Source organism: Sorangium sp. So ce406 (genome assembly GCF_051474675.1).
In the GTDB taxonomy this organism is placed as follows: Bacteria; Myxococcota_A; Polyangia; order Polyangiales; family Polyangiaceae; genus Sorangium; species Sorangium cellulosum_G.
The window spans coordinates 3,528,628-3,551,327 of the sequence record NZ_CP150340.1 but is presented as its reverse complement, the minus strand read 5'-3'; the positions used below and the strand labels follow the sequence as shown (position 1 = coordinate 3,551,327).

General features: G+C 72.6%; 17 protein-coding genes. 14 read left to right on the top strand and 3 right to left on the bottom strand.

What is annotated here, in order from left to right; all coding sequences use genetic code 11:
- Window positions 1-134: 134 nt before the first annotated feature.
- Entirely contained in the window at window positions 135-1,160 is a 1,026-nt protein-coding gene (locus tag WME96_RS13290; protein WP_437290502.1) for a metallophosphoesterase family protein, read from the top strand.
- 75 nt (window positions 1,161-1,235) lie between these two features.
- On the opposite strand, the gene WME96_RS13285 is transcribed toward WME96_RS13290, so the two are convergent.
- A complete protein-coding gene (locus WME96_RS13285; protein WP_437290501.1) occupies window positions 1,236-1,802 on the bottom strand; it encodes a hypothetical protein in 567 nt (188 codons plus the stop codon).
- A gap of 590 nt (window positions 1,803-2,392) precedes the next feature.
- Here WME96_RS13285 and WME96_RS13280 point away from each other — a divergent pair.
- From WME96_RS13280 to WME96_RS13255, 6 genes are all read left to right on the top strand, one after another.
- Window positions 2,393-3,031: a PE-PGRS family protein gene (locus tag WME96_RS13280; protein ID WP_437290500.1), complete on the top strand. Its 639-nt coding sequence runs from the start codon at window positions 2,393-2,395 to the stop codon at window positions 3,029-3,031.
- A 264-nt stretch (window positions 3,032-3,295) separates the two neighbouring features.
- Entirely contained in the window at window positions 3,296-3,436 is a 141-nt protein-coding gene (locus WME96_RS13275) for a hypothetical protein (protein ID WP_437290499.1), read from the top strand.
- 12 nt (window positions 3,437-3,448) lie between these two features.
- Window positions 3,449-4,684 carry a hypothetical protein gene (locus WME96_RS13270; RefSeq protein WP_437290498.1) on the top strand — a complete coding sequence of 412 codons (1,236 nt, stop codon included), beginning with the start codon at window positions 3,449-3,451 and terminating at the stop codon, window positions 4,682-4,684.
- A gap of 293 nt (window positions 4,685-4,977) precedes the next feature.
- Window positions 4,978-6,600 carry an FAD-binding protein gene (locus WME96_RS13265; RefSeq protein ID WP_437290497.1) on the top strand — a complete coding sequence of 541 codons (1,623 nt, stop codon included), beginning with the start codon at window positions 4,978-4,980 and terminating at the stop codon, window positions 6,598-6,600.
- Complete coding sequence (locus WME96_RS13260) at window positions 6,597-6,932, top strand: 4Fe-4S binding protein (RefSeq protein WP_437290496.1); 336 nt, start codon at window positions 6,597-6,599, stop codon at window positions 6,930-6,932. Before WME96_RS13265 ends, WME96_RS13260 begins: the two co-directional genes overlap by 4 nt.
- Before the next feature lie 220 nt (window positions 6,933-7,152).
- Window positions 7,153-9,006 (top strand): ABC transporter ATP-binding protein, encoded by a 1,854-nt coding sequence (locus WME96_RS13255; RefSeq protein ID WP_437292312.1) that lies wholly within the window; start codon window positions 7,153-7,155, stop codon window positions 9,004-9,006.
- A gap of 121 nt (window positions 9,007-9,127) precedes the next feature.
- Here WME96_RS13255 and WME96_RS13250 read toward each other — a convergent pair whose 3' ends face one another.
- Window positions 9,128-10,153, bottom strand: a complete 1,026-nt coding sequence (locus WME96_RS13250) for a phosphatase PAP2 family protein (RefSeq protein ID WP_437290495.1) — start codon at window positions 10,151-10,153, stop codon at window positions 9,128-9,130.
- A 1,165-nt stretch (window positions 10,154-11,318) separates the two neighbouring features.
- On the opposite strand from WME96_RS13250, the gene WME96_RS13245 reads away from it, so the two are divergent.
- Window positions 11,319-11,705, top strand: coding sequence for a KGG domain-containing protein (locus tag WME96_RS13245; RefSeq protein WP_437290494.1), 387 nt, complete (start codon window positions 11,319-11,321; stop codon window positions 11,703-11,705).
- Between the two features lie 157 nt (window positions 11,706-11,862).
- Here WME96_RS13245 and WME96_RS13240 read toward each other — a convergent pair whose 3' ends face one another.
- A complete protein-coding gene (locus tag WME96_RS13240; RefSeq protein WP_437290493.1) occupies window positions 11,863-13,755 on the bottom strand; it encodes a PE-PGRS family protein in 1,893 nt (630 codons plus the stop codon).
- A 479-nt stretch (window positions 13,756-14,234) separates the two neighbouring features.
- Here WME96_RS13240 and WME96_RS13235 point away from each other — a divergent pair, with 479 nt between their 5' ends.
- The 6 genes from WME96_RS13235 (at window position 14,235) to WME96_RS13210 (ending at window position 22,699) form a co-directional block, all read left to right on the top strand.
- A complete protein-coding gene (locus WME96_RS13235) occupies window positions 14,235-15,518 on the top strand; it encodes an endonuclease/exonuclease/phosphatase family protein (protein ID WP_437290492.1) in 1,284 nt (427 codons plus the stop codon).
- A gap of 154 nt (window positions 15,519-15,672) precedes the next feature.
- Window positions 15,673-17,325, top strand: coding sequence for an FAD-dependent oxidoreductase (locus WME96_RS13230; protein WP_437290491.1), 1,653 nt, complete (start codon window positions 15,673-15,675; stop codon window positions 17,323-17,325).
- 71 nt (window positions 17,326-17,396) lie between these two features.
- A complete protein-coding gene (locus tag WME96_RS13225; RefSeq protein WP_437290490.1) occupies window positions 17,397-18,437 on the top strand; it encodes a hypothetical protein in 1,041 nt (346 codons plus the stop codon).
- Window positions 18,437-19,858 (top strand): hypothetical protein, encoded by a 1,422-nt coding sequence (locus WME96_RS13220; RefSeq protein WP_437290489.1) that lies wholly within the window; start codon window positions 18,437-18,439, stop codon window positions 19,856-19,858. The genes WME96_RS13225 and WME96_RS13220 overlap by 1 nt, the downstream gene beginning before the upstream one ends.
- Before the next feature lie 14 nt (window positions 19,859-19,872).
- Window positions 19,873-21,336, top strand: coding sequence for a thrombospondin type 3 repeat-containing protein (locus tag WME96_RS13215; protein WP_437290488.1), 1,464 nt, complete (start codon window positions 19,873-19,875; stop codon window positions 21,334-21,336).
- 259 nt (window positions 21,337-21,595) lie between these two features.
- The gene (locus WME96_RS13210) at window positions 21,596-22,699 is read left to right on the top strand and encodes a hypothetical protein (protein WP_437290487.1); all 1,104 of its coding nucleotides are present in this window, start codon (window positions 21,596-21,598) and stop codon (window positions 22,697-22,699) included.
- The last annotated feature ends 1 nt before the right edge of the window (window position 22,700 follow it).

The following is a 22,700-nucleotide window of genomic DNA, read 5'->3' as shown; positions in this document are numbered from 1 at the left end:
CGATCTGTATTTTTCAAGAAGACGTCCTCCGTCTTCACGTACGCTCCGGTGGCCGCCCGGTAGATCTCGACCCCACCGGGCCGACTTCTGTTATCAGACGGATGGTGGCACGGTCTGGCCAGAGGACGTCGAGCATGAACGAGCACCGACGGCGGCGGGCTCAGGCTGTCGCGCCCTCCCTCCGCCGCCCGCGCCTCGGCTGCTCGGCTGCGCTCCTCGCCGCCGCGAGCGCGCTGCTCGCCGCGTGCGCGCCGCTGCCCGCGCCGCGCCGATTCGCGGGGAGCCTCGATGAGCCGCTGCGGCCCACGAGCGGCCGCATCGCCGTCATCGCCGATCTGCAGCGCACCTCGGCCCTGGAGTTCTGGCGCGAGTCGAACGATCCCGAGCGCGCCGCGCTGGTGCGGGCGCTCGCCGCCGCTCGCCCCGACGCCGTGTTCGTGGTCGGCGACCTGGTGTTCGACGGCGGCTCGGCGCGGCACTGGGCCGATCTCGACGCCCTGATGGCGCCGGTGCGCGACGCCGGCATCCCGGTGTTCGCGGCGTTCGGCAACCACGAGTACTGGTGCGGCGGAGGCGGTGAGCGCCACCTCTTCGCGCGCTTCCCGCACCTCGGCGGGCGGCGCTGGTACGAGGTCGCCCATGGCTCCCTCCGCTTCGTGGTCCTCGACAGCAACATCGACGAGCTCACCCCCGCGGCGTGGGACGCCCAGCTCCGCTGGTACGAGGGCGCGCTCCGCCGCCTCGACGCCGATCCTTCAGCGCGCGCGGTGCTGGTGCTCGCGCACCACCCGCCCTACACGAACAGCACGGTGACGGGCGATGAGCCCCACGTCCAGCGCCACATCGTCCCGCCCCTCCTCCGCTCCCGGAAGGCGCTGGCGCTGATCAGCGGCCACGTGCACAACCACGAGCGCTTCCAGCGCGGCGGAAAGCTCTTCATCGTGGCCGGCGGCGGCGGCGGCCCCCGGGCAGCGCTGGCCCAGGGCGCCGCCCGCCGCCACCCCGACGATCTTGCCCGCGGCGCGGCGCTCCGCCCCTTTCATTTTCTGCTGATCTCGCCCGCCCCCGAGGGCCTCGCCGTCGAGGTCCGGGGGCTCCCCAAGGGCGGCAGCGAGGCCGCCGCCCTCGACCACTTCACGATCCCCTGGCCGGCGCCCTGAGGAGCGTCAGCGCCCGCCCGAGCGGCGCCCGCCCGAGCAGCGCCCGCCCGAGCGGCTGCTGATCGCGGCGGGCTCTCAGCTCCAGTGCGCGGTCAGCTCGAGGCGATCGTCGGAGTCGCCGCCGCCGGCGATGACGCGCTGGCGGACGTGGTGGGCCCCGCCGATCTCGAGGAGCTGCTCGCAGGATCCGATGACCTCGGTCCACATGTTCTCGTCGAAGCCGTGGCAGCCGCTCCAGCGAGCGTGGGTGAACCCGCGGCGCGATTCGATGACCTGGACGCGGCCGACAGAGTAGTAGCTGGCGAAGACGCGCTGCGCGAGGGAGAAGAGGGTGGAAGGTGCGATGAGGGCCGCGATGACCTTGTAGATGCCGCTCATATCGTCGCGGGTGCACTGGCGGCCGATCTGGTGGATGAGGTCTTTGCCTTCACCGCTCGTGCGCCGGATGGCCTGGAAGAGGTCCTTGTACCACGCGATCGGGTACCACCCGGTGGAGACGATGCTGCCATAGCGGATACCGTCGCGCAGCGGCTCGCACATCTCGTCCAGGCTGAGCTTCTGGAGGCGCTCTCCGCGCAGCTTGCCGAAGCTCACGTACACGGAGCGAAACGCGACTCCCTTGACCCTGGGTTCGTCGCTCATCCAGCCGCGCCAACGCCCTCGGCAAGGAGGGTACCGCGCACCTCGGGAGCAGACCAGAGAGGAGCCGCCGGCCCACGTGCGGCCAGACCCCCGGCGCGAAACGTCGCGACCCGCTGCGGCGTCACGTCGGCAGCCTACCACGACCGTCACAGGCGATCGACCCGGCGCCGCCTCGTGGCGGCCTCGCCGGCTTCACGCTGGCGGTCTCCGGAGGCGGGCGTGGTTCGAGGGGGAGCATGGATGGGTTTTCTGGCCCCGGAGCATGTCTCCGGATGTCCCTGGAAAGGCGATGCCCCCTCGGGGATCCGGAGGGGAGCGATGGCCAACAGAGGTCCTGATAGAAGAAGGGGCCGGCTGCTCGCCAAAGAACATGAGCGCTCCGACGTCGTCGGGGGCGTCCAAAGGAGCAGCTGTCGCGCCCGAGGGCGACCGTCCGCCGCGCTGGTTCGCGGCTCCGACGCCGGCGGCGGACGCGCGGGTGACCGGGAGGGGACAAGTGGCGCTGTAATCGTTCAGGGTGATAGGCGTAATTTCTCGCCACCAATGCCACGGGAATTGCCAGCGGCGCCAGGGTCGCATATGCGTGGCGCATGCTCTTGATGCGAAATACCCAGATCCGTATGCTCACGACGACCGCCGCGCTGCTCCTCGGTCTCGCGGCGTGCGGCGACGACGACTCAAACTCGAGCTCGGCGAACACGAGCACCAGCACCAGCACCAGCACCAGCACGAGCGGCACGGGCACGGGCGGCGGTGACGGCGGCGCCGGCGGCGACGGCGGCAGTGACGGTGGCGCGGGCGGCACGGTCGGCGGTGACGGCGGCGCGGGCGGCGGCGACGGCGGCGCGGGCGGCACGGTCGGCGGTGACGGCGGCGCGGGCGGCGCGGGCGGCGCTGGCGGCGCGCCCGCGGACGCCGCGGCGTGGGCCGACGTGCAGCCCATCCTCACGGCGCGCTGCGCGCCCTGCCACACCGCAGGTGCGATGCCTGCCGGCGATTTCAAGATCGACTACGAGTCCTCGCAGCTCGACGCAGACTTCAGGGCATGCAAGGCAGAGGGCCTCTCCAAGGGCGCGTGCTCTCTCAAGCGCGTGCTCGACGGCTCCATGCCGGGCGGCATGGCCGGGTGCACCGGCGACCCGGCGCGGGACGCCGGCAACGCCAAGTGCCTGACCGCCGCCGAGCACGAGACGCTCACCAGCTGGGTCGAGGGCGGCGAGCTCCCTTGACCAAACCGAGGCGCGCCCTCGCCGCGCCACCCGGGGGCTCCGAGGTGACCGATCGTCACGGCCGAGCCGCGCCCGCCATCACGACACCATAGATGCCTCCGCCACCCGCCGCGAGCGCAACGCCCGATTACGTCACGACTGTAACATTTCAGACCCATCGGTTTGAGGTGCAGGATCCGCTCGGCGCGTGAGGTAACGAAAGCGCACGCGTTCACGACACGCGCCGACACACGCCCGTCGTTGCCGGCCGGCGAGGACAGGCGAATGCGCGATGCCAGCGCGGCCAGGGGCCGCGCCTTCATCGACCGCGCGGCCCCTGGCCGCGCCTCATCGACCGCGCGGCCATGGGGCCGCGCGGTCATCGCGCATTCGCAGGACGTGCTTTTCCTGCGCGAGCGTCTCTGATACGAAGTCATCATGAGACACTTGCGACAATTCTTCGTGTGCTCGATGCTGGCGGCTCTCACGATCCCGGTCGGCTGTGGAGCGGAGGCGCCGGACAGCGCCGAGCAGGCGTCCGATGTCGGCTCGATCAGCCTCGCCCTCGTCGGGACCAGCGCCACGGGCGCGACGTACCGCCTGTCCAACCCGTGGTTTGATCTCTACGGTCCGACGCACCGGGTCCTCCGTGGAGACGGCGACACCACGGTGCTCACGGAGGTGCTGCCGGTCGGTCGCTATAACGTGTATCTGGAGCCCGGCTGGTTCCTCGAGCGGTGGACCGGCTCCGGTTACCAGGTCGTTCCGGCGGCCCTGACGTCGGCGAATCCGACGCCGGTCTTCATCAACGACGGCGCGACGTCGACGGTCGCGTTCCAGTTCCGGGCGGACGACGATGACGTCTCCCTCGGTTATGGGACGCTCGACATCGTCATCGGGGTCGACGACACGACGCCTCTGCGCGAGGACACCGACGTGGCCTGCAGCAACGGCTACGACGACGATGGCGACGGCCTCACCGATTGCAGCGACCCCGATTGCCAGTGGCAGCCCTTCTGCGCGCCGCGCGAGGACACCGACGTGGCCTGCAGCAACGGCTACGACGACGATGGCGACGGCTACGCCGATTGCAGCGACCCCGATTGCTCGTGGCAGCCCTACTGCGAACAGTGGCGCGAGGACACCGACGCGGCCTGCAGCAACGGCTACGACGACGACGGCGACGGCCTCGCCGATTGCAGCGACCCCGAATGCCAGTGGCGGCCCTACTGCACATGGTGGCCGGAGGACACCGACCTGGCCTGCAGCAACGGCTACGACGACGACGGCGACGGCCTCACCGATTGCAGCGACCCCGAATGCTCGTGGCAGCCCTTCTGCGCGCCGTATCGCGAGGACACCGACGTGGCCTGCAGCAACGGCTACGACGACGACGGCGACGGCTACGCGGATTGCAGCGATCCGGAATGCCAGTGGCAGCCCTACTGCATACCAGTGCGCGAGGACACCGACGCGGCCTGCAGCAACGGCTACGACGACGACGGCGACGGCTACGCGGATTGCAGCGATCCGGAATGCGCGTGGCAGCCCTCCTGCACGTGGTCGCCGGAGGACACCGACGTGGCCTGCAGCAACGGCTACGACGACGACGCGGACGGCGCCGCCGATTGCAGCGATCCGGACTGCCAGTGGCAGCCCTTCTGCGCGATGTAGGGCTCCGCTGACGGCGATTCCTCCGCCTGCCCGCCGTACGCCCGCAGCTCCCCGCCGTTGACCGGCGCGGAACGGCGCGCCCCGCGGCGGCGTCACGTCGGCAGCCGACCACGACCGGCACGGACGATCGGAGCGGCGCGGCCTCGCGCGGCGCCGAGCCTGTCCTGCGCGCGCCGCAGCAGCCGATCACCACCCGGCTGCTGCTGAGGCAGCAACGGAGCCACCCACCGCGCGTCCACGCTGACAACCCCCCTGGCCCGATTGGTGCTTGGGCCCGCCGCGGCGGATCCCCGATGAGCACCCCTGCAACGCTGTCTCCTCCCCTCGCCTCCCGGACCGACGACCTCGCCGACGTGCTGGTGATCGGCGGCGGCCCCGCCGGCGCGTGGGCCGCGCTCGGGGCCGTCGCGAGCGGCGCGCGCAGCGTCGTGCTGGTCGACAAGGGGTATTGCGGCACCTCGGGCGCCACGGCCCCCGCGAACACCGGCGCCTGGTACGTGGCGCCCGACGGCGCCGCGCGCGAGCGCGCGATCGAGGCGAGGTTCGCGCGGAGCGGCGGGCTCGCCCACCGCGAGTGGATGGCGCGCGTCCTCGACGCGACCTGGGAGCAGATCAACCAGCTCGCCGCGTGGGGCTATCCCTTCCCGCTGGACGACAGCGGCCTTCAATACCGCGCCAACCTGCGCGGCCCCGATTACATGTACTTCCTGCGCCGGCAGCTCCGGCGCGCCGGCGTCCGCATCCTCGACCACTCCCCTGCCCTCGAGCTGCTCGTGAGCGACGGGGTGGTCGCCGGCGCGCAGGGCTACTCCCGCCAGCAGGACGCCGCCTGGAGCGTCCGCGCCGGCGCCGTGGTGCTGGCCAGCGGCGGCTGCGCGTTCCTGAGCAAGGCGCTCGGCTGCGACGTCAACACGGGAGACGGCTACCTGATGGCCACCGAGGTGGGCGCCGAGCTCTCCGGCATGGAGTTCTCCGCGCAGTACGGGATCAGCCCGGCGTACGCCTCGGTCACCAAGGGACTCCCCTATTTCTGGGCGACCTTCACCGCCGAGTCGGGCGAGGTGATCGACACCCGCGGCAATCGCATGCTCGCGGTGGCCAGGGCGCTGCGCCGCGGGCCTGTCTATGCGGTGCTCGATCGCGCCGGCCCCGAGATCCAGCGCTGGCTGCGCGACGGGCAGCCGAACTGCTTTCTGCCGCACGACCGGCTCGGCATCAATCCGTTCAAGCAGCGATTCCCGATCACGCTGCGCTCGGAGGGCACCGTGCGCGGCAGCGGCGGGATCCGCGTCGTCGACGACGGGTGCGCCACGAGCGTCCCGGGGCTCTACGCCGCGGGCGACGCGGCCTCGCGCGAGCTCATCGTCGGGGCCTCCAGCGGAGGCGGCAGCCCCAACGCGGCCTGGGCGATCTCGAGCGGCACCTGGGCGGGCCGCGCCGCGGCGCGCTTCGCGGAGCGCCTCGGCGACCGCGCCGAGACGAGGCCCGCGCGCCCCGCCGGGACCGTCGGCCTCCGGCCGGCCGGGACAGCGGGCGGGCTCGGCGCCAGGGAGGTCATCGACCTCGTCCAGGAGGAGGCGCTGCCGCTCGACAAGAACCTCTTCCGCCGCGGCGACCGGCTGGCGGCGTCGGTCGAGCGGCTCGAGGGCGCGTGGCGCGACGCGCGCGCGCACCTCCACGCCGCCGGCGTCGCGCAGATCCGGGCGCGCGAGGCGGCCGCGCTGCTCGCCACCGCGCGGTTCTGCTACCGCAGCGCGCTCGCGCGCGCCGAGTCGCGCGGCCTGCACCAGCGCACCGACCTGCCGGACACCGATCCCGGCCAGGCGCATTGCCTCATCACCGGCGGACTCTCGTCCATATGGGTCGAGCCTCGCCGGCCCCCTCACCCGCCGCACCCTGGAGGAGATCTCGCATGATCGAGCTCTTGAGCGACGCCCGCTGCATCGACTGCAACCTCTGCGTCAAGGTCTGCCCCACCAACGTCTTCGAGGCGAGGCCCGGCGAGGCGCCCTTCATCGCGCGCCAGGACGACTGCCAGACCTGCTTCATGTGCGAGCTCTACTGCCCGACCGACGCGCTCTACGTGAGCCCTCTGGCCGAGCTCCACGAGCCCGTCGCGGAGGAGCGGCTCGAGCGGGACGGCCGCCTGGGGAGCTACGCGCACCACCTCGGGTGGCGCGCCGCGAGGCCGGGCGGCACGGACCGCGACCCCACGTTCCGGTTCCGCGCCGTGACGGCCGGGCAATGATCATCGCGTGACGCTCCCGCGCCGGCGCCCTCCCCTGCGCGGGGCGAAGACCGCTGGAGGGCAACGACCCGTCGGCTCATGAGGGCGCGCTCGGCGCCCAGGAAATACGGTGGAAATCAAGACCTCGCTCCAACGCGCCCCGGGCGCGCCGTCGCTCCCGGACACGCCGCTCCGCTTCATCGTCCACTTCGTCGGTCGTTACCGCGCGTGGTATCTGGCGATGTTCGTCTTCGAGTCGGCCCACGCGTCGTTCGGGATCATGATCCCGTACGCCGTCGGGCAGGTCATCAAGGGGGTGACGCAGGAGTCGAGCGCCGGCCGGGCCGCGCTGACGGGCGAGCTCCGCGGCGCCCTGACGCTGTTCGTCGCCCTCATCGTGGGCGAGTTCCTGTTCAGCCGCATCGCCGGGCTCTGCCAGATCCTGGTCGGGCCGTGGCAGCGCCAGAACGTGACCCGCAATCTCTACGCGTACCTCCAGCACCACTCCCACCGGTACCTCAGCAACAACTTCGCCGGCGCGCTCGCCCACCGGATCAGCGAGACGTCGATGGGCGTCTCGCAGACGCTGTGGGCCGTCCTGTTCGACTTCTGGCCGATCGCCATCGTCTTCTCGGTCTCGATCGGCCTGCTCTACCGCGCGCACCCGGAGCTCGCGGCGTTCGTGTCGATCTGGGCGGTCCTGTTCGTCGGCGTCTCGTACTGGCTCGCGACCCGCTGCCAGCCGCACGCGGTGCGCGCCGCGGCCGCGCGGAGCGAGACCACGGGCAAGCTCGTCGACTCGGTCACGAACCTCACGAGCGCGCGGCTCTTCGCCCGGTTCGGCTTCGAGCGCGAGTACCTGGACGAGCAGCTCGCCCGGGAGCTCCGGGCCGTGCGCCGGTCGAACTGGTACTCCGAGCGCGTGCGGTGGTTCCAGTTCGCGTCGGCCGCGCTGCTCAAGGTGGGCACGCTCTACCAGGCGCTCCGGCTCTGGCAGCGCGGCGACATCGGCGTCGCCGAGTTCGTCATGGCGACGAGCCTGTCGCTCCTCATCATCAACGAGGCGCGCAACCTCAGCCGTCGCTTCCTCGAGTTCTTCGAGTTCGTCGGCAACGTCGCGAACGGGGTGAACACCATCGTCCGCTCCCACGAGCTCGTCGACCGCCCCGACGCGGTCGCGCCGCAGATCGAGCGCGGCCGCATCGAGCTCCGCGGCGTGTCTTTCGGCTACACCCCCGATCAGCCGATCTTCGAGCGGCTCGACGTCACGATCCCGCGCGGCCAGCGCGTCGGGCTGGTCGGCTTCTCGGGCTCGGGCAAATCCACCTTCGTCAGCCTCCTGCTCCGCCTCTACGAGATCGACGCCGGCCAGATCGCGATCGACGGCGTGGACATCCGCGACATGACGCAGGACGCGCTCCACGCGCAGATCAGCCTGATCCCGCAGGATCCGAGCCTGTTCCACCGGACGCTCCTCGAGAACATCCGCTACGGCCGCCTCGACGCGACCGACGAGGAGGTCGTCGAGGCCGCGCGCAAGGCGCACGCGCACGAGTTCATCGCGCAGATGAAGGAGGGGTATCGCTCGATGGTCGGCGAGCGCGGCGTCAAGCTCTCCGGCGGCCAGCGCCAGCGCATCGCCATCGCGCGGGTCATCCTGAAGGACGCGCCGATCCTCCTGCTCGACGAGGCGACGTCGAGCCTCGACTCGATCACCGAGAAGGCCATTCAGGACACGCTGGATGGGGTCATGAAGGGCAAGACGGTGCTCGTCGTGGCCCACCGCCTCTCGACGGTCGTCCACCTCGACCGCATCCTTGTGTTCGACAACGGCCGGATCATCGAGGACGGCACCCACGCCGAGCTGCTCGCCCGCGGCGGCGCGTACAAGCGGCTCTGGAGCAAGCAGTCGGACGGCTTCCTGCCGGAGAGCGCCGCCGACGAGCCGGCCCCGGTCGACGCGCCGCCGGTCCGCCTTCATGAAGCGCCCCGACCGCAGCCGGCGGCCGAGGGCGCGGATGGGCGCGCGGACGGGCGCGCCGACGGCCGGCCGCTGGCCGCGCCGCTGAAGGCGTGGGAGGCCCCGCTCGCCTGAGGCGCCTGGCAGCGTCGGCCCGCGTGCTCGCGGAGCCAGGCCTCAGGCTCGGCGCCGCGAGCTCAGCGCTCCCGGCGCGTGGCGCGCGGGGGCAGAGCGCGCCGGCACCGGACCGGGCGCGCTACTTGAAGCTCCACGGCTGCGGCTGGCCCATGCGCTCGCGGACGCCTTCCTCCCAGCGGACGAGCCGCGGCGTGAGCCACGCGACGCCCGTGGCCAGCGCGACGCCGGCCACCACGTCCACCGCGTAGTGCCAGCGGAGGAGCATGGTGGAGATGATGATGTTGAACGAGAAGAACGCCGCCACGACGGCCAGCCAGAACAGGCGCCGGTCGCTGCGGGCGCGGAGGAACGCGTACAGGGCGAACCAGAGCGGCCCCGCCGTGTGCAGCGAGGGGAAGACGTCCTTCATCGCGCCGCCGGCCTGAACGACGCTGCTCACGGCGCCCCAGAAGAAGCCGCCGTCGACCGGCCCCTGATAGAGGTGCTGCAGCGCCTTGATGGGACCATAGGCGGGGACCGCCATGTAGACGAGCTGTCCAATGCAGTAGACGAGCGAGGTGCCGACCGCGTACTCGCTCGTTCCGCGGCCGGGCCGGGCGATCCAGACCGCCAGCAGCATCGAGAGGAAACAGATGAAGAAGTAGCTGAAGTAGAAGAACGAGAACCACTCCACGATGGGGCGCGTGTTGAAGCGCTCCATCCAGAGCGCCGGCTCCATGCGGAAGAGCAGGTAGTCGAGCTGGAGCAGCTCCGCGTCGAGATTGTCGCTCCGCACCGTCGGCAGGATGGTCCGGAGCGACAGGTAGTTGAGGAGGAAGGCGCCGACGAGCGAGAGCCGGTAAACGATGCTCCGGAGGAGGGGGGCCACGAAGGTCGCGCGCCGCGCGAACACGCAGAGGGACACCATGCCGGCGATGCCGGCCAGATTGCGGTGAACGCACTGGGCTTGCACCTCGCTCGGCGGCGCGAAGAGCAGGCAGATCGTCGTCGCGACGAGATAGCCGATGAGGATCAGGTCGTGGAGGGAGAACACGCCGACCAGGCCGCGCGCCGCGTCCCTCCAGAGCGCGCCCGCGCGCTCCACGTCGACCAGGCCGCGGGAGCCGGCGACCTTACCACAGTCCGTTGTAAGCCTCTCGTGCATGGGGGAATGTTCCAGGGATGGCGTGGTGCGCGCGTTGGCAGCTCGAGCCCCGCCGCTCTGTACCACGTGTGGCGTTCCCTTGACATCACAGCAACTCGGGGGCCACGCGCACGTCGAGTTTTTGACGGGCTTCTGCGCGCAATGTGACAGCCGCGGGACGCGCCCGCGATCGGGATCGGCCCCCTCGCGAGACGGCGCCCCCCGGGCATGCCGAGCGCGGGCGCGAGGCGAGGCCCCTCTGCGCGACCCCGCGCGCCTGCGAACCCGGCGACGCAGCGGCGCAGACGCTACGCGTCCCCTGCGCTTCCGCGTTCCGACGCCGTGCCCGCGCGACGCGCGGACGCGCAGAATCTGCGCGCTCGCTGGGCCGCATCCCTGGGTGCCTCTGCCGTACCTGCCCACCGCGCAAGACCGCGGTCAACGGGTGGAGAGCGCGACGGCGTGTCGTCAAGCGTGCTGACACGGGAGCTGGGGTATTCGCTCTCGACGGGTCGACGCCGGGGTCCCGCGAGCGGCTCCTCGAGGGCGCCCCGCTGACGATGACGTCCCGCCGACCGGCCGCCCCGTCGCGGCGCCCTCGAGAGCGCAGGCCGGGGACGCGGCGGAGCGTGCATGGTCCAGCCCGTCAAGGGGCTTGACACGACGTCGCGCGAGCGGCCCGCCGGCACGTCAACAACATCGAGACCGTTGGAGGTCAGACGAATGAGCGCTCATGTCCTGAGCCGGATCGCGTCCGCTCTCCGCGGATCAAGGCTGCTCCCGCGGGGCGACGGGGCGCGATGGTGCGTGCGCTCATCCGTGGTGGGGCAGTCTGCCGCGCGGCAGATCCAGACCTGGAAAATCGGTATCGGCCAGGCTGAGCAGCGCACGCCTGCGGAGCCGCCGCCCCCTCCCCTGCGCCGGAGCGCGGCCGCGCGCGCCGGGAGTTCTTGCGGATCGACGCGCCGTTTGCGCGTCCCGGACGACCGCGAGCTCCCGGCGGAAATCCAGGGTCGTCGCGCCGGATCCGAGGAGAAGAGGCCTCAGTTCATGGCTACTTCTCCATGGCATCCACGTTGCAGTTACCCGGGTTGCCGACATCGTTCAGCGGAGATCGCGGGGTGCTGCGCCTGGGTTGCCCTGGGAGCGTGCTGAACGATGCGCCCAGACACCAAGGAGACAAGTCATGGCACAGCAACAGAACCAGAGCAGCAGTCGTGGGTTCGCGGCGATGGACCAGAAGCAGCAGCGCGCCATCGCGAGCATGGGCGGCAAAGCCGCGCACCAGAAGGGCACGGCCCACGAGTTCAGCTCCGAGGAGGCCCGCGCGGCCGGCCGCAAGGGCGGCGCCGCCGTGAGCCAGAACCGCGAGCACATGGCCGCCATCGGCCGCAAGGGCGGCGCCGCCGTGAGCCAGAACCGCAGCCACATGGCCCAGATCGGCCGCAAGGGCGGCGAGGCCCGGGGCGACGGCGCGAACAACCCGCAGAACGAGCCGGAGCGCGAGGACGAGCAACGTGAGCGCGGCGGCAGCCACGAGCAGCACGCCAACGCGGGCCAGCAGAGCCACTGAGCCGCCGAGGCCGCGCTGATGTCAGCGCCCCTCACCCGAGGCGCCGGAGACGCAGGGGAATCGACCCCTGCGGTCTCCTGGCGCCCTTGGCGTTCTGGGGGTGGGGTCATCCGGGTGGCCCTCCCGGGCGCGGCCGCGCGCCGCGCTGGCCGGGGGGCTACGGGGACACGGTGACGACGAAGAGGTCGCCGTTGTCGCGATCCCGCGCGGGCGCGCTGTGCTCGATGGCGGGGAGGCCGCCGCCGAGCTCGATCCGCTCGCCGTAGAAGAGGCCGGCAGCGACGGTGTTGCCGCTGGCCGTGACGGCCTGGGCCGTGATGAACGAGTAGAACTGATCCCGGTAGACGTCGACCCACAGCGGCTCGGCGAAGTCCGGGGTGAGCTTGGCGACGAACGCGTCGCCCGACGCCGGCGCCCCGACCGCGATCGGCTCCCCGCCGAGCGTCAGCGACCGGGTGAAGTAGCCGCTCAGCACGTGGTTGCCCCAGGGATCCTGCGAGAGGCCCCACACGAACTCGTCGCCCGTGGACGGGAACCCGCGCGCGGCGAGCGGCGCGCCCGCCTCGGCGTCGAGCCGGGCGAGGTAGAGGTCGTACTCCCCCGGCGCGGAGAGCTCGATGTCCGTGGCCCCGACCCGGAACGCCGCCCCGTAGTTGCCGACCACGACGGGGTTGCCGTCGACCCCGAGGCTCACGAGCTTCGCGAACTGCTCGCCGGCGCCGCCCAGCGGGCTGGCCCAGACGAGGCCGCCCGAGGCGAGATCGAGCCGGAGGACCAGGCCGTCGATGCTGTAAATCGGCTCACCGCCCCCGCCGCCGCCGGAGCCGCCCGCGCCGGAGGTCTCGCCGTCGATGGAGCTCTCCACGACGGCGCCGTCGATCTCGAGGATGCCGCCGAAGGCGCCTGTCGCGTAGATGGCCGAGTCGCTCACAGCGATGCTGCGGAACCGCTGCCAGCTGTCGATCGAGCCGAAGCGCTTGCTCCAGAGGTGACCGCCGTCGGCGTCGAGCTTGGCGACGACGGCGTTGGAGTCGCCGGTGCCCGTGAGCGCGTCCCCGGCGTCCTCGCTGAAGTTGATGCTGCCGTTCGCGACGCCGAGGACCACGATCTCGTCGTCCCCCGTGACGGCGACGGCGGTGGCGGACTGGTCGCGCGCGTCGCCGAAGCGCTTGCTGAAGAGGTGATTGCCCTCGGCGTCGAGCTTGGCGACGAAGAGATCCCGCCCGCCGGCGCTCACGAGCGCGGTGCTCGGGTCGTCGCCGAAGTTGAGGGTCCCCTGGAACTCGCCGGCAACAACGATGTTGCCGCTCGAGTCGGTCGCCACCGCGAACGGGTACTGATCGGATCCATCGCCGAAACGCCTGCTCCAGAGGTGGCCGCCCGCCGCGTCGAGCTTCACGACGAAGACATCGTGGCGGCCCTCGCTCACCAGCCCATCGCCCTCTCCACCGAAGTTGACCGCCTTCTCGAAGCCGCCGACGAGAACGATGTTCTCGTCCTGATCCGACGCGATCGCCTCGACGCGGTCGTTCTCCTGGTCGCCGGCGCCGATCCCCCAGAGGGCCTCTCCGAGGAACGCGGGCGGCTCGCCGCCGCCGCTGCCGCCCGTGCCGCCAGCCCCGCCTTCGCCGCTGCCCCCGGCGCCCCCGACGCCAGCTTGCCCGCCGGTGCCTGCGAATCCGCCTTGTCCACCAGCCCCGCCTTCGCCGCTGCCCCCGGCGCCTCCGGCTCCGCCCTGCCCACCGGCGCCTCCGGCTCCGCCTTGCCCGCCAGCGCCGCCTTCGCCGCTGCCGCCGGTACCTCCGGCTCCGCCTTGCCCGCCGGCGCCTCCGGCTCCGCCTTGCCCGCCGGCGCCTCCGGCTCCACCTTGCCCGCCGGCACCTCCGGCCCCGCCTTGCCCGCCGGCGCCGCCTTCGCCGCCCTCCCCGCCGGCACCTCCGGCGCTGCTCGAGGACGCCGTGGTGCCGCCCCCAGGGTCCGAGTCGCAGCCGTCGCAGCCCAGGGGCAGCCCCATGCTCGTCAGGAGAGCGAGCTGGGCCACTTTCGTCACGAAGTGCTCTTTCATTCTTCCTCCATGCATCGACGAGGAGCCCCCGCCGCCGGGGGTTCGGTGGAGCCAGGGTTCGCTGCCCGCCGCTGTGGGCTTTCGAACCTCCTCATCCGCCGTGCCGCAAAGGCTGGAGTACGCGTGTGCGCGGATCGAATCAAGCTGGTGCCTGGCCAATTTTGAGCGACATCCTGCTACCTTTCGCGTCCGCCCCGAGCGCGCGGCGCGACAGCGGCGATCGCCCTCACCCCGCTGCGCGCTCCGACCTCGCGCGAGCGTCGCGCCTTCGCGCAGCTCCGCTGGCTCGCAGCCGTGCGTCGACTCGCACGCCCACGCGCGGTGCAGGCCTGCCCCATCGTGGCGGAATGCCTCACCCCGATTGTCGCTGCCGCGCGGCGACTTCTCGCCGATTACGCCCCGCCTCGCTCCAAATGAAGCGAGGTACGCGACCTGCATAGTCCAGCAGCCTGATGCGGAAGGCCTTGCTTCGGAGCGCAACGCTCCTCTGCGCGCTCGCGCTCCTCGCCTGCGGCGGCGACAAGGGCCGCGCGCGGGAGAGCGCCGGCGCGCCGGAGGGCGGCGCCCCGCCGCAGGCCGCGGCGCCGCAGCCCGCGGCGCCGGAGGGCGCGGCGCGCGAGGGCGCCGGGCCGGAGCCAGCGACGCCATTTCGCGTGGCCACCTACAACGGCGGGCTCGCGATGGGCGTGCTGAAGTACGTGGACGAGCGCGCGGAGCCGCTGATCCGCGCGCTCGCCGGGCAGCCCGTCGACCTGCTCTGCGTGCAGGAGTTCTGGCTCGAGGAGCACTGGCAGAAGCTCGTCGCCGCGACGTCCAGCACCCTGCCCGGCACGTTCCGGCTGCCCCCGGGCCACGAGGACGGAGGGTGCTCGAGGCAGGAGACCGATCCGCTCGTGGCGTGCGCGGCGCAGCGCTGCGCCGGCCTGACCCAGCACGCGTTGCTGCCGTGCCTCCTCCAGAGCTGCTCGGCGAGGCTCACCAGCCTGTCGCCCGATTGCTTCAACTGCCTCGCCGCGAACCCGCGGAAGGGGCCTGACGAGCTTGCGCAAGCGTGCGTTCGCACGCAACCGAAGAGCGCCGCCGGCGTGCGTCCCCCCGCGCGCGCCGGCGGCGCGACGGCCCCGGAGGCCTACTCCGGGGCCTCGGGCACGGCCGTCCTGACGAACGCCGAGATCCTCGAGCGCGACTCGCTCGTGCTCCCGTCCGCGATCGACCGCCGCGCCGTGCTCTACACCCGGCTCTCGCCCCCGTCGATCGGCGAGCTCCACGTCTTCTGCACCCACCTCACGGCGAGCCTGGAGGGCGTGCCGCACCCCCGCAACACGTCATGGCAGAAGGACCAGTCGGCGCAGATCGACGCGCTCCTCGCCTACGTGGACCGGAAGACGGGCGGCCGCGGCGCGACGCTCCTCCTCGGCGATCTCAACACCGGCCCCGCCATCGCGCCCTCGATCTCGGCGCGCCTGCCCGCCCATTACGACCGGCTCCTCGCGCGCGGGTTCGTGAACCATTACGCGTCCCAGGATGACGCGAAGTGCACGTATTGCTTCGACAATCCCCTCGACGGCGGCAAGGGCACCCGCGGGCTCCTCATCGATCACGTCCTCCTGCGCGGCTTCGAGGGGCAGGTGTCCGGGACCCAGATCATGCGCTCGAGCCTCACCATCGAGGCCGGCAAGAAGAAGGTGAAGAGCGGCTTCTCCGACCATTACGGGCTGCTGGTCACCCTGTCGAGGCGCGACTCGTGACGCGCGGGGCTGTCTCTCCTTCACGACGCCTCTCCGGAGGCGATTGACACGATCGCGACGACCGACACCACGACCGACGGACACGACGGATACGATCGATCACCGATGAACCGGCGCCGGGGTGCAGCCCCGGGCGTCCACCCGTGGAGACATTATGACGGATCGAGCTTACGACAAGAACACCGTCTGGACCCACGCTGTCATCTCTCCGATGGCCCCCCTCGCGGCCGATCACACGGCGGACGTGTGCGTGGTGGGCGCCGGGATCGCCGGGCTGACGACGGCGTATCTCCTCGCGAAGGCGGGCAAGCGCGTCGTCGTCCTGGACAACGGGGCGGTCGGCGGCGGCGAGTCGGGGTTCACCACCGCGCACATCACCCACGCGCTCGACAGGCGCTGGGCGTCGCTCGCGAAGCTCCACAGCGCGGGCCACCTGCGCCGCGCGGCGCGGGGCCACACGGCGGCGATCGACACCATCGAGCGGATCGTCAAGGAGGAGGAGATCGACTGCGATTTCCGGCGCGTGCACGGCTATCTCTACACGGCCCCGGGGTCGCCCCCGAGCGCGCTCCGCGACGAGATCGAGGCAGCGCACCGCGCCGGGCTCGGCTCGGTCCATTACGTCGACCGGGCGCCGCTGCTCGATTTCGACACCGGGCCCGCGGTCTGCTTCCCCGATCAGGCGCAGTTCCATATCCGCCGGTACCTCGCGGGGCTCGCGCGGGCGATCGAGCGCGACGGCGGCAAGCTCTACACCCTGGCGCACGTGACCGACGTCGACGAGGACGCGGAGCCTCACAAGGTCGTCGTCAAGACGGCCCGCGGGCGGCAGATCGTCGCGAGCGAGGCCGTGCTCGCCACGAACTCGCCGTTCATCCCCCGCATCAGCGTGCACATGAAGCAGGCCGGCTACCGGACGTACGTCATCGGCCTGCGCATGCCCCGAGGCGCCGTCCCGCCGGGCCTCTACTGGGACACGGCCGATCCGTTCCATTACGTGCGCCTGGCCAACGTCGACGGCGCCGACGGCCCCGACGAGGTGCTCATCGTGGGCGGCGAGGACCACAAGACGGGCCAGGCGAGCGACGCGGACCAGCGCCACGCGCGCCTCGAGGCGTGGGCGCGGGAGCGCTTCACGCAGGCCGGCGAGGTGCTGCACCGCTGGTCCGGCGAGGTGATGGAGACGGTCGACGGGCTCGCCTACATCGGCCGGGTCAAGAGCGGCTCGCGCATCCTGATCTCGACGGGCGACTGCGGCAACGGGATGACCCACGGGACGATCGCCGGGCTCGTGATCTCGGATCTCGTGCAGGGCCGCGACAACCCGCTGGCGTCGGTCTTCGATCCCACGCGCGTGAACCTGAGCCTGGCCGCGGTCTCCGAGTACGTGAAGGAGAACCTCAACGTCGCGTGCCAGTACGCCTCGTGGCTCGGCAAGGGCGATGTCGACGACGCGGCGCACATCGCGCCGGGCTCCGGCGCGGTCGTGCGCAGGGGCCTGAAGAAGCTCGCCGTCTACCGCGATCCGCAGGGGCAGCTCCACGCGATGTCGGCCATGTGCTCCCACCTCGGCGGCGTCGTGTCGTGGAATCCCGCGGAGCGGAGCTGGGACTGCCGCTGTCACGGCGCGCGCTTCGACGCGATGGGCCGGGTGCTCCGCGGCCCCGCGACGGCCGATCTCGCGCCGGCCGCGTCGCTCGAGGCGCCCGCCGGCGCTGGAGATTCCGTGACGCCGCCGCGGGCGCCGGAGGTCGTCCCCGTCCCTGTATCGGCCGTGTCCGTGCCTCAGAATCGCCCGGCCACCTGATTGACCCTAGCGCGAGCGGCGTGCGAGCATGACCGGGTGGTCCGGGGTGGTCCCGGCAGCTTGGTGATGACATGAGTTTGCTGCGCCCTCGCGCCTCCCGCGCCGCAGGCATAGCCCTGGCTGTCCTCTCGGTGACCGGGGCGCTCCCGGCGCGGGCCGAGCCCACGGCGGCCGATCGTCAGACAGCGCGGACGCTCCTCATCGAGGGGCGCAAGAAGCGCGACGCCGGGGACGTCGCCGGCGCCCGCGCGGACTTCCAGGCGGCCCACGCGCTCGTGCGCGTCCCCACGACGGGGCTCGACCTGGCGCGCGCCGACGAGGCGCTCGGCCGGCTGATCGAGGCCCGGGAGACGGCGTACGAGGTCGTCCACCTGCCCCTCGGCAAGGAGGAGCCCCCCGCGTTCACGCAGGCGCGGGCGGCGGCCGCGGCGCTCGTCGAGCAGCTCGAGGCGCGCATCCCGTCGCTCGTGCTGCGCGTCGAGGGCGCGTCGCTCGACCGGATCGAGGCGCGGGTCGACGGCCAGCCGATCCCGCGCGCGGCGCTGCCCTATCCGCGCAAGCTCAACCCGGGTCGCCACGAGGTGGTGGTGACGGCGCCCGGCTTCCGGACCGAGCGGCAGGAGGTGACGCTGAAGGAGGCGGAGCGCGCGCCGGTGGAGGTCCGCATCGCCCTCGTCCCGGGGAGCGCGACGGAGCCGGCGCCCGTCGGCGTGGAGCCCCCGCCCGCGGGCGCGCCGGCGGAGCCCCGCGCGCCGGTGCCGCTCTGGGCGTGGGCGGCGGGCGGCGTGGGGCTCGCGGCGCTCGGGGGCAGCGTGGCGTTCGCGATCGACCACGCGGCCGCGCGCGACCGGGTCGAGAAGGACTGCCCCGGCTCCGTGTGCGACCGGCGCGTCCACGACTTCGAGAGCATGGAGGCGCTCCGGGCGCGCTGGAACCGGAGCCTCGGCCTGTCGCTGACCCTCGGCGCCGTGGGGCTCGCCGGCGTGGGCGCGGCGGTGGGCGGCATCCTCCTGCGGCCCGGGGCGGGCGCCGCGGGCGCCGATCGGGCCGCGTCGCTCGTGCCGCTCGTCACCCCCACCGCGCGCGGCGTGGTCTGGCAGGGAGTTTTCTGATGTGGACACAAATATCTCGCCTGACTGCAGCCGGCGCGGCGTTCGGCTGGGCGGCGCTCGGGTGCGCGCCGGAGCTCAGCCTGCCGGCTCCCGAGGGCGCCGGCGGCGCGGGGGGCGGCGCGCCGCCGTCGGGCGGTGAGGTGCAGTGGGCGCGCGCGCTCGGGGGCGACGGGGAGCTGGCGGGGGCGAGCGTGGCCGTGGCCGACGACCGCGCCGCGGCGCTCCTCGGCAGGCTCACGGCGGCGGAGGGCGTGGCGCTCGACGACCGGAGCGTGACCCCGATCGGCGTGGAGAACGTCTTCTGGGCGCGGCTCGCGGCCGACGACGGGGCGGGGCTCGATCTGAAGCGGTTCGGGGCGTTCGACCCGCAGATCGTGAACGCGCTGGCGACGGACGGGAACGAGGGTCTCCTCGTCGCAGGGGAGTTCTCCGGGACGCTGGAGTTCGGCGGCGCGCCGCGGACGAGCGCCGGCGGGCGGGACGGCTACGTCGCGCGGCTCGACGCCGAGGGGCGGGAGCTGTGGCTGCAGCCGCTCGGCGGCCGCGGCTTCCAGGCGGCGACGGGGGTGGCGGCGACCGCGACGGGGCGCATCGTCGTGGCGGGTCGCTTCTCGGGCGTGCTGACGATCGGCGGGGACCGGCTCGAGAGCGCCGGCGGCAGCGACGTGTTCGTGGCGAGCTTCGACGCCGACGGGGCGCCGCTCTGGAGCCGGCGCTTCGGCGACGGCTTCGATCAGCAGGCGCGCGCCGTGGCGGTGGACGAGAACGGCAACGCGGTCGTTGTCGGCGACTTCGGCGGGACGCTCGACCTCGGCGGCGAGCCGCTGGAGAGCGCCGGGGATCTCGACGTGTTCGTGGCGAGCCTCGACGCGCTCGGCGAGCACCGCTGGAGCCAGCGCTTCGGCGACGCGGGGCTGCAGCGGGCGCGGGCCGTGGCGGTGGACGGGGCGGGCGACGTGATCGTGGGCGGCGAGTTCGGCGGCACGATCGATCTCGGCGGGGGCCCCCGGACGGCCGAGGCGCGGGAGGCGGTGTTCGTGGCCAAGCTCGGTCCGCGGGGCGAGCACCGCTACAGCCGGGTCATCGGCGAGCGGGGCGCGTCGCTGGGGCAGCTCCTCGTCGACGGGACGGGCGACGTGCTCGTTGTCGGCGGGTTCCGCGGGGAGGCCGCGCTCGCGGGCGGGCCGGTGGAGAGCGCGGGCGACGACGACGTGTTCGTGGCCAAGCTCGATCCCGAGGGCGGCTACCGGTGGAGCCACCGCTTCGGCGGGTCGGGCGCGGACCGCGCGACCGGCGTGGCGGTCGACCGGGAGCGGCAGGTGTTCGTGACCGGCGCGTTCACCGGGAACGTGCGGTTCGGCGAGAAGCAGCTCGAGGGCGGCGAGGGCACGGACGTGTTCGTGACGAAGCTGTCGCCATGAAGGACGGAGGCGCGATGAAGCGTGCGGGGACATGGGGCGTGGGGTCGCGCGGTCGGCGGTGGCGGGTGGGGCTCACGGCCGGCCTGATGGCGCTGCTCGTGCCGGCGGCGGTATGGGCGGAGGACGACACCGATCTCGACGGGGTCGCCGATCCGAACGACAACTGCCCCTCTGTACAGAATCCGGATCAGGCGAACCTCGATGGCGACGCGCTCGGGGACGCCTGCGACGACGACTTCGACGGCGACGGCGTCCTCAACGATGACGACAACTGCGAGAGCCTCGTCAACCCGGACCAGACGGACTCCGATGGAGATGGCATCGGCGATCCTTGCGACGACAACGCGACCGGAGCGGACGACGACAACGACGGGCTCGCCAACGACGTCGACAACTGCCCCGCTGCGGCGAACCCGCTCCAGGAGGACGCGGACGACGACAAGCACGGTGACGCCTGCGACAACTGCCCCACGACGCGCAATCCGAACCAGGAGGACGCGGACGGCGACGGCGTCGGCGACTACTGCGAGCCGGACATCGACGCGGACGGGGACGGGCTGCTCAACGCGGAGGACAACTGCCCGGCGGATCCGAACCCGGACCAGGAGGACACGGACGGGGACGGCATCGGGACCGCCTGCGATCCGGACAGCGACGACGACGGCCTGGTCGACTGGGAAGACAACTGCGCGCTCGTGCCCAACCTGTTCCAGGAGAACACGGACGGCGACGAGCTCGGCGACGCCTGCGACGACGACGACGACGACGACGGCGTGCCGGACACGGAGGACAACTGCCAGCATGTGTCGAACCAGGACCAGGCCGACGGCGACGACGACGGCCGCGGCGACGTGTGCGACCTCGCCGCCGACGTCGACCGCGACGGCGACGGCATCGCGGACGAGGCGGACAACTGCCCGGACGCGCCGAACCCCGATCAGACGGACTCCGATGACGACCAGGTGGGGAATGCCTGCGACGACGCGGACGGCGACGGCCTGACCGACGCGGCGGACAACTGCGACGAGGAGCCCAACCCCGATCAGGCCGACAGCGACGGCGACGGTCAGGGGGACGCGTGCGACGACGACGACGACGGCGACGGCGTGCTGGACGCGTCGGACAACTGCGCCGCGGTCGCGAACCCCGATCAGGCCGACGGCGACGACGACGATCAGGGGGACGCGTGCGACGTCGATGACGAGGACGACGACGACGACGGCGTGCCGGACGGCGACGACAACTGCCCGCGCGTCGCCAACGCGGATCAGGCCGACGGCGACGCCGACGGGACGGGCGACGCCTGCGACGGGAGCGGCGCGGGCGGCGCCGATCCGACGGAGCCGGAGGTCTCATCCGGCCTCGTGTGCGCGTTCCAGCGCGGCGGCGGCGGCGGCGCGCCCGTCGGCCTCGCGGCGCTCCTCGCGGCCGCGCTGGGCCTCATCCGGCGTTCCGGGTGGGCGTCCCGACGAAGGTGAATGGAACCGCCACGACACCAGAGACGACAGGGGAGAGGGAAAGCTAGAGAGGCAGCCCTCTCGGTGGCGCCCTGAAACACAAGGTGGGTTGTCGCCCCACGGCCAGCTCCGGATGCGGGCGGGCTCTGCCGACTCACTGTCATGCATTTTCGTGAGCCGTGGCGTTGCGGCGGTGTAACTGCTCTGGCTGAACGCGCCGGAACACCGCTCCGCAGCCCGCGCTGGGGATGGGAGCGCCGGCGCCACATCCGGAGACATCATGCGCCCTGTTCTGCCGCTCTCTTTTTCACTCCTGACCACCCTGTTCGGATTCACCCTCGGCGCCGGCTGCAGCGACAGCGCCGTCGACGGCGCCGCCCCGTCCGGCGGCGCGGGCGCCGGGGACAGCGCGAGCGGCGGCGGCAGCGCGAGCGGCGGCGGCAGCGCGAGCGGCGGCGGCAGCGCGAGCGGCGGCGGCAGCGCGAGCGGCGGTGGGGGGGCTGGAGCCGGCACCGGCACGGCGGGCGGGGGCGTGATCCCGACCCCGACGACCATCGTGACGTGCCAGGGCAAGACGTACCAGTGCGGGGATCTCATCGACAACGACGACGACGGGCTCCTCGACTCGCAGGATCCGGACTGCCTCGGCCCGTGCGACAACACCGAGGACAGCTACTACGGCGGGATCCCCGGCCAGGCCGGGCCGGCGTGCACCGTCGACTGCTACTTCGATCAGGACTCCGGATCGGGCAACGACGACTGTCACTGGAACCACCAGTGCGATCCGAACGAGGTCGCGCCCGGCTATCACCCCGAGTCCATCAACGGGACGATGTGCGCCTACAACCCGGCGGCCTCGACGCCCGGCGCCCAGGGCAGGAGCTGTAGCGAGCTCAACATGGAGCAGTCGGACCTCTGCCACGACACCTGCGGCCCGCTCACGCCGAACGGCTGCGACTGCTTCGGTTGCTGCGAGCTGCCCGCCGGCAGCGGCCTCTATGTCTGGCTCGGTTCGGACGCCGACGGTACAGGCCAAGGCTCGTGCTCACGCGACGGCATCTCCGACCCGAGCCGCTGCGAGCCCTGCACCCCCGTCGACGCCTGCCTCAACCACTGCGGCCGCTGCGAGCTGTGCCTCGGCAAGGACACGCTCCCCGCCGACTGCTTCGAGACGGGCACCGGCACGGGCGGCAGCGGCGCCGGCGGCGACGGCGCCGGCGGCGGCGAAGCCGGCGGCGCGCCCGGGACCGGCGGCAGCGGGTCCGGCGGCGACTCCGGGGGCCAGTGCGCGCCGGGGGTCCAGCCGTGCGGGCTCGCTGGCCAGGATCCCTGTGCGTCGGACCACTACTGTATCACCGGCTGCTGCCAGCCCGTTGTGAACTGAC